Origin of the sequence: Streptomyces sp. SAI-170 (assembly GCF_049739565.1) — a bacterium.
Taxonomy (GTDB): domain Bacteria; phylum Actinomycetota; class Actinomycetes; order Streptomycetales; family Streptomycetaceae; genus Streptomyces.
The window spans coordinates 5,400,812-5,412,794 of sequence record NZ_JBMGQD010000001.1 but is presented as its reverse complement, the minus strand read 5'-3'; the positions used below and the strand labels follow the sequence as shown (position 1 = coordinate 5,412,794).

Here is an 11,983-nt window from a genome sequence, read left to right as displayed (position 1 = left end):
GAGAGGCGTTGTCGGGCGGCCCCACCTTGCCAAGAAAGCGGGCCCACCCTGGCCATGCCCGCGCTCTCCCGGGCCTGGCAGGCTGTGGATCATGACTGTGCGAACCGTGCTCCTTTATGGCTGTGCAGCGGCTGTCGTCATGCCCGGGACTCAGATCCTGGCGGCGGTGATCGGGCCGGGGCGGGCGGCGGGCGGCCCGCTGGTGCCGCTCGGGGCCTGGCGGCGGCCGTTCCCCGTGGGCGCGGCAGCCCTGGTGGCGTTGATGACGGCTTTCGCTGTCGCGCAGAGCGCCTTCCCCGCCATGGTCGGGCGCCTGGAGCGCGTGCCGGATGGTGCGTGGTGGCGGGTGCTGACCGCTTTGCTGGTGCAGTCCTCGGGGTGGTTCCAGATCGTCTTCAATCTGGCCGCGCTCATCGCCGTCGCCCCGGTCGCCGAGTGGCTGTTCGGCACCGTGCGCATGCTGGGGGTCTACGTCACCGGCGGCGTAGCGGCACAGGTCGTGAGCGCGGCGGGCTGGAGTCCGCACGGAGCGGGTAATTCCGTGGCCGTCTGTGCTCTGGTCGGTGCGCTGGCCGCCGGATACGCGCTGCGCGGCTCTGTCCCCGGCGTGCGTCGCCTGGCCCTGCTCGTGCCCGCCGCCGGCACCGTGCTGTGCCTGCTCGCCGACAACCACGGTGTGGGCCTCCTGGTCGGCGCCGCCCTGGGAACGGGGCTCACCCTGCTCCAGCGGACGGACGAGCCGGTCGGCAGACCGGCAACCCCCTGACCCACGGGGTCGATTCACGCCGCCTCTCCCTAGGATGTTGCGCTCTCAAGCAGTAGCCGTGCGGGACGCGTTGGGGGCGTGGGGGCGTGGCCATGCTGGTGAAGGAATACCGGACCGAGGTCGTGGCCGCCGGGGAGCGGTGGGAGTTGTGGCAGGACATCGCTGCGCGGACGCATCTGCCGAACCTGCTCAGGAGTGAGCAGGACGAGGACTTCCGGGCCGTGATGCGGGTGCTCGCGCTCGGGGACGTACAGGTGGCCGATCTGTCGTTCCCGCAGCTGGAGTCGGTGCGGACGCCCCGGGCGATACGGCGGTTCGACCCCGAGGTGTACCAGATCAACTGCCAGTTCACGGGGAAGGGCGGGCTCGCGCACAACGGGCGGCAGGACCTGTTCGGCCCGGGCGACCTCGTCATCGTCGACAGCAGCCTGCCGTACGAGGCCCGGCACCTTCCGCCGGGGCCCGAGGTGAATGGAACCTGCGTCGTCGTCACCGTTCCGCATGCGCTGCTGCCGCTGCCGCCCCGCACCCTCCGCCAAGTCTTAGCCGTGCCCCTTCCCCTCGGGCACGGCATCGGCGGTGTGTTGTACCGCTGGCTCGCCGAAGTCGCCTCCCGGTCGTACGAGTTCGCCCCCTCCGACGCCGTCACGCTCGGGGGCGTGACCACTGATCTGCTCACCTCCGTGCTGGGGCAGGCCCTCGACGCCGAGGACGCGATGAGTCCCGAGTCGCGGCGACGGGCCCTGCACACCAGGGCGTTGGACTTCATCGACCGCAACCTCGGCGACCCCGCGCTGTCGCCCGCCAGTGTCGCCGCCGCGCACGGGGTGTCCGTACGGCATCTGCACCAGCTGTTCGCCGAGGAGGGGGCCACCCCGGCGGCGTGGATACGGCACCGGCGGCTGGAGCACTGCCGGCGGGACCTCGCCGACCCCGGGCTGCGGTCGCGGCCGATCGCGGCGCTGGCCGCGCGGTGGGGGTTCCGGGACCCGGCCGCGTCCAGCCGGCAGTTCCGGCGGGCGTACGGCATGTCGCCCAGGGATTACCGGCATCACACGTGAGAGCACAGGAACGTGCAGAAATCGCCAAGATCCGTGCACTCTTGGCCAATGAATTCCGCCGCCCGGCGTGGCCATGCTTTTTCTCCGCACCGCTTCGTCCCGTCGGGGAGAAGCAGGGGGAAGCCGGGGGAAGCCGGTGTGCGGTGCCCGCGGACGCAGCCGTGGTCGCCGCACACCACCGTACGGGGTGATGGACATGCGTGTGGGGATCACCGTGGAGAGCCGGGTCGCCGGAACCGGCGTCCATGAGCTGTGGCGCAGACTGGCGACCGAACCGGCCCTGCGCGGGCGGGTCCGCGCCGACACCTCCCTGGTCCTGCCGCCGGGCTCGGCCGAGGCGCGTCCGCAGGTGCTGCTCGCGGTGCTCGAACCCGGCGCTGTCACCGAGGCGTTCGCCGGCAGCCTGGTCGCCTGGCTCGCGGCGCGCCGCGACTGCGCGGTGTCCCTGACCCGGGCCGACGGCACGCGGATCGTGCTCACCTCGGCGATCGTGCGCCGGTTCACCTTCCTGGAGCGGGCGGCCTTCGTCCGCGACCTCGGCACGGTCCTGGACGCGGCCGCCGCCCGCGAGAGCCAGGAGAGCGACGGGGGCGACCGCGTGCGCTGAGAGCTCCGCTCAGCCCGTCACATGGGTCACGAACCTGCTCGCCGTCTCCTCCAGCACCTCCCGTCCGTCCCTCGCCCACAGGCCGTCGTTGAACAGCTCGACCTCGATCGCGCCCGTGTACCCGGCCGCCTCCACGTGGCCGAGCCACTCGCGCATGTCGATCGAGCCGTCGCCGATCTGGCCGCGCCCGGTGAGCACGCCCTCCGGCAGCGGGGTCGTCCAGTCGGCGAGCTGGAAGGTGTGGATACGGCCGGACGCCCCGGCGCGTGCGATCTGCGCGGGCGCCTGGTCGTCCCACCAGATGTGGTACGTGTCCACGGTCACGCCCACCTGGTGCGCGGGGAACCTCTCCGCCAGGTCGAGGGCCTGGGCGAGGGTGGAGACCACACAGCGGTCGGCCGCGTACATGGGGTGCAGCGGCTCGATGGCGAGGCGTACGCCACGGTCCTGCGCGTACGGCGCCAACTCGCCCAGCGCGTCGGCGATCCGCTCCCGGGCCCCGTGCAGGTCCTTCGAGCCGGCGGGCAGGCCCCCGGACACCAGGACCAGGGTGTCCGTGCCCAGCGTCGCCGCCTCGTCGACCGCCCTGCGGTTGTCGTCCAGGGCCTGTGCACGCGCTGCCGGCTCGATCGCCGTCAGGAAGCCGCCCCTGCACAGGGTCGTGACCGTCAGGCCCGCGTCCCGGACCAGTTTCGCCGCCGCCTCCAGGCCGTACTCCTGGACCGGCTCGCGCCACAGACCCACCTGGGCGATGCCCAACTCCCCGCATGCGCTGACCAGTTCGGGCAGAGACAGCTGCTTGACCGTCATCTGGTTGATGCTGAAGCGCCGAAGGCCGTTGCTCACTGGTCCACCCCGTACACCGCGAGCAGGCTCCTCATCCGCTCCTCCGCCAGCTTCGGGTCGGGGAACAGGCCCAGTCCGTCGGCGAGTTCGTAGGCGCGGGCGAAGTGCGGGAGGGAGCGGGCCGACTGCAGGCCGCCGACCATGGTGAAGTGGGACTGGTGGCCGGCCAGCCAGGCCAGGAAGACCACGCCCGTCTTGTAGAAGCGGGTGGGCGCCTGGAAGAGGTGGCGGGACAACTCGACGGTCGGGTCGAGCAGTTCGCGGAAGCCGCGCACATCCCCTGTGTCCAGGACCCGCACCGCCTCCGCCGCGAGCGGGCCCAGCGGGTCGAAGATGCCGAGCAGGGCGTGGCTGAAGCCCTGGTCGTCGCCGGCGATCAGCTCGGGGTAGTTGAAGTCGTCGCCGGTGTAGCAGCGCACGCCGTGCGGGAGGCGCCGGCGCAGGTCGATCTCGCGCTGCGCGTCGAGCAGGGAGACCTTGATGCCGTCGACCTTGTCCGGGTGCGCGGCGATGACCTCCAGGAACACCTCCGTCGCCGCGTCCAGGTCCGACGAACCCCAGTAGCCCTCCAGCGCCGGGTCGAACATCGGGCCCAGCCAGTGCAGGACCACCGGCTCGGCGGCCTGGCGCAGGAGGTGGCCGTAGATCTCCAGGTAGTCCTCGGGGCCCTGCGCCGTCGCGGCCAGGGCGCGGGAGGCCATGAGGATGGCCTGGGCCCCGCTCTCCTCGACGACCGCGAGCTGCTCCTCGTAGGCGGAACGGATCTCGGCGAGGGAACCGCCCGCGATCTGGTCGGTACCGACCCCGCAGGCGATCCGGCCGCCGACGCTGCGCGCCTCGGCGGCGCTGCGGCGGATCAGTTCGGCCGCGCCCGCCCAGTCCAGGCCCATGCCGCGCTGGGCGGTGTCCATGGCCTCGGCGACACCCAGCCCGTGGGACCACAGGTGGCGGCGGAAGGCGAGGGTGGCGTCCCAGTCGACGGCGGCGGGCGAGTCGGGGGTCGTGTCCGCGTACGGGTCGGCGACGACATGGGCCGCCGAGAAGACCGTACGGGAGGTCAGGGGCGCGCCGGTGTGCACGGTCAGGGGCTCGCTGCGCGGCTCGTAGGTGCGCAGGCCGCCTCGGCCGTCGGGGAGTCGGATGCTCACAGGGCGATCTCCGGGACGTCGAGGCGGCGGCCCTCGGCCGAGGACTGCAGGCCGAGTTCGGCGAGCTGGACGCCGCGGGCGCCGGCCAGCAGGTCCCAGTGGTAGGGCGCGTCGGTGTAGACGTGCCTGAGGAAGAGCTCCCACTGGGCCTTGAAGCCGTTGTCGAACTCGGCGTTGTCCGGGACCTCCTGCCACTGGTCGCGGAAGACCTCGGTGGCGGGGATGTCGGGGTTCCAGACCGGCTTGGGGGTGGCGCTGCGGTGCTGGACACGGCAGTTGCGCAGGCCGGCGACCGCGGAGCCCTCGGTGCCGTCGACCTGGAATTCGACGAGTTCGTCGCGGTTGACGCGGACGGCCCAGGAGGAGTTGATCTGGGCGATGGCGCCGCCCTCGAGCTCGAAGATGCCGTAGGCGGCGTCGTCGGCCGTGGCGTCGTAGGGCTTGCCCTCCTCGTCCCAGCGCTGCGGGATGTGGGTGGCGGTGAGGGCCTGGACGGAGGTGACGCGGCCGAACAGCTCGTGCAGGACGTACTCCCAGTGCGGGAACATGTCGACGACGATGCCGCCGCCGTCCTCGGAGCGGTAGTTCCAGCTCGGGCGCTGGGCCTCCTGCCAGTCGCCCTCGAAGACCCAGTAGCCGAACTCGCCGCGCACGGACAGGATCCGGCCGAAGAAGCCGCCGTCGATGAGCCGCTTCAGCTTGAGCAGGCCGGGCAGGAAGAGCTTGTCCTGGACGACGCCGTGCTTCACGCCCGCGGCCTCGGCCAGTCGGGCCAGCTCCAGGGCACCCTCCAGGCCGGTCGCCGTCGGCTTCTCGGTGTAGATGTGCTTTCCGGCACCGATGGCCTTCTTGATGGCCTCCTCGCGGGCGGAGGTGACCTGGGCGTCGAAGTAGATCTCGACGCTGTCGTCGGCGAGGACCGCGTCCAGGTCGGTCGCCCAGTACTGCAGGCCGTGCCGCTCGGCGAGCGCGGTGAGCGCGTGCTCGCGTCGGCCGACGAGGACCGGCTCGGGCCACAGCACGGTGCCGTCGCCGAGGTCGAGCCCGCCCTGGTCGCGGATGGCCAGGATGGAGCGGACCAGGTGCTGGCGGTAGCCCATGCGCCCGGTCACGCCGTTCATGGCGATACGCACCGTCTTGCGTGTCACGTCGTTCCCTTCGTTGGCGTCGTACGACTGCCGGGCCGTGCCGGGTCAGCAGTACAGCAAGCGCTTTCTATGCAGAAAGAAGCTAGCCTCTGATCAGCGGCCGGACAAGGCCGCGGGTCACCTCGAGTTGTTCGAGGGGGCGAACGACGGGGTGACGGTCGTACGACGGCACCGCGCTGACCACGCCGGTCCATGGGCCCGATACCGAACCGGCGACGATCGCCGCGGAACCGATGACGGGGCCGGGAACGTGCGGTCGGATGAAACCGCTGCCCCTGCGGGGCACGTGTACGACGAGGTACGACGAAATTGCGCGACCGGAGGACTACGAGATGACGGTGACCCTGGCGGACGTGGCGGCCCGCGCCCAGGTCTCGCCCGCGACGGTGTCGCGCGTGCTGAACGGCAACTATCCCGTCGCCGCCTCGACCCGCGAGCGGGTGCTCAAGGCGGTCGACGAGCTGGACTACGTCCTCAACGGACCCGCGAGCTCGCTCGCCGCCGCCACGTCCGACCTGGTCGGCATCCTCGTCAACGACATCGCCGACCCGTTCTTCGGGATCATGGCGAGCGCGATCCAGTCGGAGATCGGCGGCCCGGGAGGGCGGGCGGGCGGTGAGCGGCTGGCGGTCGTCTGCAACACCGGTGGCTCCCCCGAGCGTGAACTGACCTACCTCACGCTGCTCCAGCGGCAGCGGGCCGCTGCCGTGGTGCTGACCGGCGGCGCGGTCGAGGACCAGCCGCACGCGGCGGCCGTCGCGGCGAAGCTGCGCAAGCTGGCGGACGCCGGCACGCGGGTGGTGCTGTGCGGGCGGCCGCCGGCTCCCGACGCGCACGCCGTCGCGCTGGCCTTCGACAACCGCGGCGGCGCCCAGCGACTCACCGAGCACCTCATCGGCCTCGGCCACCGGCGGCTCGGGTACATCGCGGGCCCCGAGGAGCGCACCACCACCCGGCACCGCCTGGAGGGCCACCGCGCGGCACTCGCCGCCGCCGGCATCGAGGAGCGGCCCGGCTGGACCGTCCACGGCCGCTACGACCGCCAGTCCGGCTACGACGCAACGCTCGAACTCCTGCGCAGGGACCCCGACCTGACGGCCGTCGTGGCCGCGAACGACTCCGTCGCCCTGGGCGCGTGCGCGGCCCTGCGGGAGTCGGGGCTGCGCATCCCCGAGGACGTCTCGGTCGCCGGCTTCGACGACCTGCCGTTCAGCGTGGACGCGGTGCCGTCCCTCACGACCGTACGACTGCCCCTCGCCGAGGCGGGAGCGCGGGCCGGGCGGATCGCGATGGGCCGCGAGGAGCAGCCACCGGGCGGGATCGCCACGGTGCGTGGCGAGTTGATGGTGCGGGGGTCGACGGGGGTGCCGAAGGGCTGAGCACGGCCCCCGGGGGGGCAGCCAGCCCCCTTTTACGCCTGCTTCGCTCGCTCCGCCGCGCTGCGTTCCACGCAGAACTCGTTGCCCTCGGGGTCGCTCAGGGTGACCCAGCCGGTGCCGTCGGGGCGGCGGTGGTCGGCGTGGAGGGCGGCGCCGAGGGCGAGGAGGCGGTCGACCTCCTCGTCGCGGGTGCGGTCCTGGGGCTGGAGGTCGAAGTGGACGCGGTTCTTCACGGACTTGGGGTCGTCGACGCGGATGAAGAGCACGTCGCCGCCCGGGGTGCTCACCAGGGCCTCCGGGTCGCCCGGGAAGTCGTCCTCGCCGAGCTTGCCGTCGAGGGCCTGGGCCCACCACTGGGCGAGGGCGTAGGGGTCGGCGCAGTCCACGGTGATGTGGCGGATGAGTGAGGTCATGGCGGACACCGGACCATGTCCGGCGTTCACGGTGCAAGGGAATTGCGCCCGCGGAACCCCCTTGACCTCAAGTCCGCTTGAGGGACGAGGGTGGGGTGCATGAACACGCACGCAGAGATCGAGACCCTGGTCCACCGCCTCTTCCGCGCCCTGGACGCCCGCGACTTCACGCCCGGCTGGATGCGGCCCTACGTCGCCGAGGACGCCCGCATGGAGACGCCGCTCGGCACCAGCACGGGCGACGCGGCCGTGCAGGACACCGAGGTGGCGCTCGGGCGGTACGTCCGTACGCAGCACATCGCCTCCGGGGTGCTGGCCGAGGTCACCGGGGAGCGGGCCTCCGCCTCCTGGAACGCGCTGATGACCCATGTGCACGCCGACGAGTCGGTCCTCATGGTCGGCGGCCGGTGGGAGGGCGACCTGCGCCGCACCGAGGAGGGCTGGCGGTTCGAGCGGGTCGCGGTGCGGGCGGTGTGGACGCAGGGGAAGCCGCCCGCAGGGGTGGAGGTCACCCGCTGAAACTTTTCTCCTCCAGTGCGATGACTTTCCGATGCCGCGTCCGTCTGTATGACTGTAACGACCTTGAAGCACCAGGCATACGTACGAATTGAAGGAGCACCACCATGCGGATCGTCATCAGCGAGTTCATCAGCCTCGACGGTGTCGTGCAGGCGCCGGGCGGTCCGCAGGAGGACACCGACGGCGGGTTCGCGCACGGCGGCTGGACGCACCCGTTCTTCGACCCGGAGGTCGTCGGCGGCGCCTTCGACGCGGCCATGCGGGAGGCGGACGCGCTGCTGTTCGGGCGCCGTACCTGGGCGACCATGGCGGCGGCGTGGCCGGAGCGGGCCGGGGACCCCTTCGCGGACCGGATGAACTCGATCCGCAAGTACGTCGTCTCCGGCACCCTCGGCGAGTCCGACCTGACCTGGGACAACACCACCCTGCTGCCGGGCGCCGGGGCCGTCGCGGAGGTCCGCAAGCTGCGGGAGTCCGAGGGCGGGAACCTGCTGGTGATGGGCAGCCCCACCCTCGCCCGCACCCTGATCGCCGAGGGCCTCGCGGACGAACTGCGCCTCATCGTGATGCCGGTGGTCCTGGGCGGCGGCAAGTCGGTCTTCCCCGAGGGCGGCGCCAAGTTCCCCTTCGAGCTGGTCTCCACGGAGCGGGCGAACACGGGGACGCTGGTGAACGTGTACCGACGGGCCGAGGCGGAGTGAGGCCGGGTCCGGGGTCGGTCCCGCCCTGCGGACCGAGGCGGAGCGACGCCCGGCGAGAGCCGACCACGGGGGCCGAGGCGGAATAGGCCCGGCCCAGGTCGGGCCGTACCGGCCGAAGCCGAACGGCCCTCGGCCCGAAGACGACCCCGCGGGCGGGGCCGCACGACGCCAGGTGCGGGTTCGACCGTGCGGGCGGAGGCGGAGCGAGGCCGGGCCCGGAGTGACGCCCGGCCCGACACCAGGCCGTAAGACGACCGAGCGGGCCGCGGCCGAACGACGCCAGGTGCGGAGCCGACCGCAAGGGCCGAAGCCGAATGGCCCCGGCCCGGAGACGACCCCGCGGGCGAGGCCGTACGACGCCAGATGCGGGTTCGACCCTGCGGGCGGAGGCGGAGCAAGGCCGGGCCCGGAGTGACGTCCAGCCCGACACCAGGCCGTAAGACGAGGCCGCGGGCCGAAGCCGAATGCCCCCCGCCAGGACATGACCCCGCGGGCCAAGGCGAACGACGCCAGACCCGAGGACGACCCGCGGATCGAGACCGAATGACGCGCGGCCCCAAGCCGACCCGCGGGCCGAAGCCGAATGCCCCGGCCAGGACACGACCCCGCGGGCCGAAGCCGGAAGGCGTCGAGCCCGGAGTCGGCCGCGTCGGCCAAGGCCCGGCCACGCCAGGTTCGGGTCACGCCGTGCAGGACATCCCCTCGAGGCCCCCGCGCCAGTAAGGTCGTTGAGCATGAAGCTGGCGTTCTCCACTCTCGGTGTACCGGGTATGCCTCTGCCCGATGTCCTGCGGCTCGCGTCCGAGCACGGCTTTCACGGGGTGGAGGTGCGTGCGCATCCGGAGGAACCGGTTCATCCGGGGATCGGGGCGGCCGAACGGGCGGAGGCGGCCGCGAGGTTCAAGGAGGCCGGGATCGAGCCGCTGTGTGTCGCGGGGTACGCGCGGGTGGCGACGCCCGGCCCCGACGAGCCGGTGATCGACGAGCTGCGGGGGCTGGTGGATCTGGCCCATGACCTCGGTGCCCCGTACATCCGGGTCTTCCCGGGCGCCGATGCCGAGCAGCCCGCCGCGGACGCGGACGCGACGGCCGCGCGGCGGCTGGGCACGGCCGCGGAGCATGCCGCCGACGCGGGCGTACGCATCCTGCTGGAGACGCATGACTCGCACCGCACCGGCGCGGCCGCCCTGCGGATCCTGGGGCTGGTCGGGCACCGGCAGGTGGGTGCGCTGTGGGACGTGATGCACACCTGGCTGGGCGGGGAGCAGCCCTCCGAGACGCTGGCCGCGCTCGGCCCCTACCTCGGCTATGTCCAGGTCAAGGACATCGCGTCCGCCGAGGACACCACGCCGCTCGCGCTCGGCGCGGGTGTCCTGCCGCTCACCGAGTGCGTGGACGTGCTGTCCCGGCACGGCTGGGACGGCTGGCTGTGCTGGGAGTACGAGAAGCGCTGGTACGACAGCGCCCGCCCGCTCCCCGGCCTCCTGCGCAGGGGCCACGACCACCTGCTCCGGCTGCTCAACGACTCGGCGTAGGCCGGCGCCCGTTCGCCAGCCGAGCCTCCATGAGCCCTCGGCAGTGCGGCCACTCCTGCGCGGTGACGGAGAAGATCGCCGAGTCGCGCAGGCCGCTCTCCCCGGGGGCCCAGGAGCGGGACCAGTTGCGCAGGACGCCCTCGAAGCGGGCGCCGGTCTTGGCGATGGCGGCGCGGGAGCGGGCGTTGCGGGCGTCGGTCTTGAGGTCGACCCGGGAGACCTGCCAGACCTCGAAGGCGTGGCGGAAGAGCAGCAGCTTGGACTCGGTGTTGAGGCCGGTGCCCTGGGCGGAGGCGGCGAGCCAGGTGAAGCCGACCTCGACGGCGTCCAGGTGGTCGTCGGAGAGCCAGCAGCGGGGCTCCCAGTAGGCTGTCGCGCCCACGGCCCGGCCGGACTCCAGGGAGATCTGGGCGTACGGGGCGAGGCGGCCCGTCGCCGCGCGGGCCAGCTGCTCGGCTATGTACGCGTCGACCTCCTCGGCCCTCGGCACCCAGGTGAAGGAGTAGCCGGAGCGGTCCTCCTCGGCCGCCCGCGCCAGGTCCGCCGCGTGCTCGGGGCTCAGCGGCTCCAGGCGGACCGACTCGCCCTCCAGGACCGGCCCCTCCAGCTTGAACGTCATTGCCCCAAACCCCTCGTCAGCTCCGCGAACGCCTCGTGGAAGTCGGGGAAAGTCTTGCGGACGCACCCCGGGTCGTCGAACGAGATTCCGGGGGTGCGCAGGCCCGTCACCGCGAAGGACATCACCATGCGGTGGTCGCCGTACGTCCTGATCTCCGTGCCGGGCCGCAGCCGCGCGGCCGGCCGCACCTCGATCCAGTCCTCGCCCGTCACGACCTCGGCGCCGAGCCGGCGCAGGTTCTCCGCGCAGGCCTCCAGCCGGTCGCACTCCTTCACCCGGGTGTTGGCGACGTCCTCGATGCGGACCGGGCCGGTGGCGTAGGGGGCGAGGGCGGCCAGGGTGGGCATGGTGTCGGAGATGTCCCGCATGTTGACGGTGATGCCGCGCAGCTCGCCCGTGCCGCGCACTCGTGTCGTGTCGGGGCCGACCTCCACCTCGGCGCCCATTCGCGCCAGCACCTCCACGAACCGCAGGTCGCCCTGGAGTGCGTCCTTGCCCAGGCCGGGGACGGTGACCTCGCCGCCGGTGAGGGCGGCGGCCGCGAAGAAGTAGCTCGCCGTCGACGCGTCGGGCTCGATCGCGTAGGTGGTCGCGCGGTAGCCGCCGGGCTCCACCACGAACACCTCCCCGTCGCGCTCCACCCGCGCGCCGAACGCCCGCATCATCGCCGTCGTGATCTCGACGTACGGCACCGAGACCAGGTCCGTGACCCGGATGCGCAGGCCCGTACGGGTCAGGGGGCCCAGCAGGAGCAGCGCGGTGAGGTACTGGCTGGACTGGCCGGCGTCCAGGACCACGTCCCCGCCCTCGACACCGCAGGCCCGGACGGTGAGGGGGTGGTGGCCCTCGCGTTCGTCGTGCCGCAGGTCCACGCCGAGGTCGCGCAGGGCGCGGGTGAGGGGTCCCAGCGGGCGGCGGCGCATCTGGGGGGAGGCGTCGAAGCGGTAGGTGCCGTGGCCCGCCGCCGCGAGGGTCGGCAGGAAGCGGGCCGTGGTCGCGCCGTCGCGGCAGTAGACGTCGGCCTCTTCGACGGCGGGGCCCTCGGGGCGGCCGTCGATCCGCCAGGTGTCCGGGGTGCGGCCGATGCGGTGGCCGAGGCGCTCCAGTCCCTCGGCGAAGCCCTCGGTGTCGTCGGAGCGCAGGGGCCGTACGAGGGTGGTGACGCCGTCGGCTGCGGCCGCGAGGAAGAGGGCGCGGGCGGTGATGGACTTGGATCCGGGGATGTCGGCTACGGGCATGGC

Annotated in this window: 13 protein-coding genes; 7 read left to right on the top strand and 6 right to left on the bottom strand. The window is 72.8% G+C overall.

Annotated features, from left to right (window positions below; all coding sequences use genetic code 11):
- Positions 1–139 precede the first annotated feature (139 nt).
- From RKD23_RS24250 to RKD23_RS24240, 3 genes are all read left to right on the top strand, one after another.
- On the top strand, positions 140–766 hold the full coding sequence (locus RKD23_RS24250) for a rhomboid family intramembrane serine protease (RefSeq protein ID WP_424855577.1): 627 nt from the start codon (positions 140–142) through the stop codon (positions 764–766).
- A 92-nt stretch (positions 767–858) separates the two neighbouring features.
- Entirely contained in the window at positions 859–1,827 is a 969-nt protein-coding gene (locus RKD23_RS24245) for a helix-turn-helix domain-containing protein (protein WP_424855576.1), read from the top strand.
- 190 nt (positions 1,828–2,017) lie between these two features.
- Complete coding sequence (locus tag RKD23_RS24240) at positions 2,018–2,434, top strand: effector-associated constant component EACC1 (protein ID WP_424855575.1); 417 nt, start codon at positions 2,018–2,020, stop codon at positions 2,432–2,434.
- 9 nt (positions 2,435–2,443) lie between these two features.
- Here RKD23_RS24240 and RKD23_RS24235 read toward each other — a convergent pair whose 3' ends face one another.
- Genes RKD23_RS24235 through RKD23_RS24225 form a run of 3 tightly spaced genes read right to left on the bottom strand, consistent with a single transcriptional unit; the run spans position 2,444 to position 5,576 of the window.
- A complete protein-coding gene (locus RKD23_RS24235; RefSeq protein ID WP_424855574.1) occupies positions 2,444–3,244 on the bottom strand; it encodes a sugar phosphate isomerase/epimerase family protein in 801 nt (266 codons plus the stop codon).
- 32 nt (positions 3,245–3,276) lie between these two features.
- On the bottom strand, positions 3,277–4,428 hold the full coding sequence (locus tag RKD23_RS24230; RefSeq protein ID WP_424855573.1) for a dihydrodipicolinate synthase family protein: 1,152 nt from the start codon (positions 4,426–4,428) through the stop codon (positions 3,277–3,279).
- On the bottom strand, positions 4,425–5,576 hold the full coding sequence (locus RKD23_RS24225) for a Gfo/Idh/MocA family protein (RefSeq protein WP_424855572.1): 1,152 nt from the start codon (positions 5,574–5,576) through the stop codon (positions 4,425–4,427). The genes RKD23_RS24230 and RKD23_RS24225 overlap by 4 nt, the downstream gene beginning before the upstream one ends.
- Before the next feature lie 332 nt (positions 5,577–5,908).
- Here RKD23_RS24225 and RKD23_RS24220 point away from each other — a divergent pair, with 332 nt between their 5' ends.
- Positions 5,909–6,955, top strand: a complete 1,047-nt coding sequence (locus RKD23_RS24220) for a LacI family DNA-binding transcriptional regulator (RefSeq protein ID WP_424855571.1) — start codon at positions 5,909–5,911, stop codon at positions 6,953–6,955.
- 32 nt (positions 6,956–6,987) lie between these two features.
- On the opposite strand, the gene RKD23_RS24215 is transcribed toward RKD23_RS24220, so the two are convergent.
- Positions 6,988–7,368, bottom strand: coding sequence for a VOC family protein (locus tag RKD23_RS24215; RefSeq protein WP_424855570.1), 381 nt, complete (start codon positions 7,366–7,368; stop codon positions 6,988–6,990).
- Positions 7,369–7,467: 99 nt separating this feature from the next.
- Here RKD23_RS24215 and RKD23_RS24210 point away from each other — a divergent pair, with 99 nt between their 5' ends.
- From RKD23_RS24210 to RKD23_RS24200, 3 genes are all read left to right on the top strand, one after another.
- Entirely contained in the window at positions 7,468–7,887 is a 420-nt protein-coding gene (locus RKD23_RS24210) for a nuclear transport factor 2 family protein (protein ID WP_424855569.1), read from the top strand.
- A 104-nt stretch (positions 7,888–7,991) separates the two neighbouring features.
- Complete coding sequence (locus RKD23_RS24205; RefSeq protein WP_424855568.1) at positions 7,992–8,588, top strand: dihydrofolate reductase family protein; 597 nt, start codon at positions 7,992–7,994, stop codon at positions 8,586–8,588.
- Between the two features lie 734 nt (positions 8,589–9,322).
- Positions 9,323–10,123 carry a sugar phosphate isomerase/epimerase family protein gene (locus RKD23_RS24200; protein WP_424855567.1) on the top strand — a complete coding sequence of 267 codons (801 nt, stop codon included), beginning with the start codon at positions 9,323–9,325 and terminating at the stop codon, positions 10,121–10,123.
- Here RKD23_RS24200 and RKD23_RS24195 read toward each other — a convergent pair.
- Both RKD23_RS24195 and aroA read right to left on the bottom strand, forming a co-directional pair.
- Positions 10,107–10,742 (bottom strand): GNAT family N-acetyltransferase, encoded by a 636-nt coding sequence (locus tag RKD23_RS24195; RefSeq protein WP_424855566.1) that lies wholly within the window; start codon positions 10,740–10,742, stop codon positions 10,107–10,109. The genes RKD23_RS24200 and RKD23_RS24195 overlap by 17 nt on opposite strands.
- Positions 10,739–11,980, bottom strand: coding sequence for a 3-phosphoshikimate 1-carboxyvinyltransferase (gene aroA / locus RKD23_RS24190; RefSeq protein ID WP_424855565.1), 1,242 nt, complete (start codon positions 11,978–11,980; stop codon positions 10,739–10,741). Before aroA ends, RKD23_RS24195 begins: the two co-directional genes overlap by 4 nt.
- Positions 11,981–11,983: the final 3 nt, after the last annotated feature.

Excerpts from the sequence above, each read along its gene's own strand:
- RKD23_RS24210 (WP_424855569.1), top strand. The coding sequence starts at position 7,468 with ATGAACACGCACGCAGAGATCGAGACCCTGGTCCACCGCCTCTTCCGC.
- RKD23_RS24200 (WP_424855567.1), top strand. The coding sequence starts at position 9,323 with ATGAAGCTGGCGTTCTCCACTCTCGGTGTACCGGGTATGCCTCTGCCC.
- RKD23_RS24245 (WP_424855576.1), top strand. The coding sequence starts at position 859 with ATGCTGGTGAAGGAATACCGGACCGAGGTCGTGGCCGCCGGGGAGCGG.
- RKD23_RS24195 (WP_424855566.1), bottom strand. The coding sequence starts at position 10,742 with ATGACGTTCAAGCTGGAGGGGCCGGTCCTGGAGGGCGAGTCGGTCCGC.
- RKD23_RS24205 (WP_424855568.1), top strand. The coding sequence starts at position 7,992 with ATGCGGATCGTCATCAGCGAGTTCATCAGCCTCGACGGTGTCGTGCAG.
- RKD23_RS24215 (WP_424855570.1), bottom strand. The coding sequence starts at position 7,368 with ATGACCTCACTCATCCGCCACATCACCGTGGACTGCGCCGACCCCTAC.
- RKD23_RS24240 (WP_424855575.1), top strand. The coding sequence starts at position 2,018 with ATGGACATGCGTGTGGGGATCACCGTGGAGAGCCGGGTCGCCGGAACC.
- RKD23_RS24220 (WP_424855571.1), top strand. The coding sequence starts at position 5,909 with ATGACGGTGACCCTGGCGGACGTGGCGGCCCGCGCCCAGGTCTCGCCC.
- aroA (WP_424855565.1), bottom strand. The coding sequence starts at position 11,980 with ATGCCCGTAGCCGACATCCCCGGATCCAAGTCCATCACCGCCCGCGCC.
- RKD23_RS24235 (WP_424855574.1), bottom strand. The coding sequence starts at position 3,244 with ATGACGGTCAAGCAGCTGTCTCTGCCCGAACTGGTCAGCGCATGCGGG.
- RKD23_RS24250 (WP_424855577.1), top strand. The coding sequence starts at position 140 with ATGCCCGGGACTCAGATCCTGGCGGCGGTGATCGGGCCGGGGCGGGCG.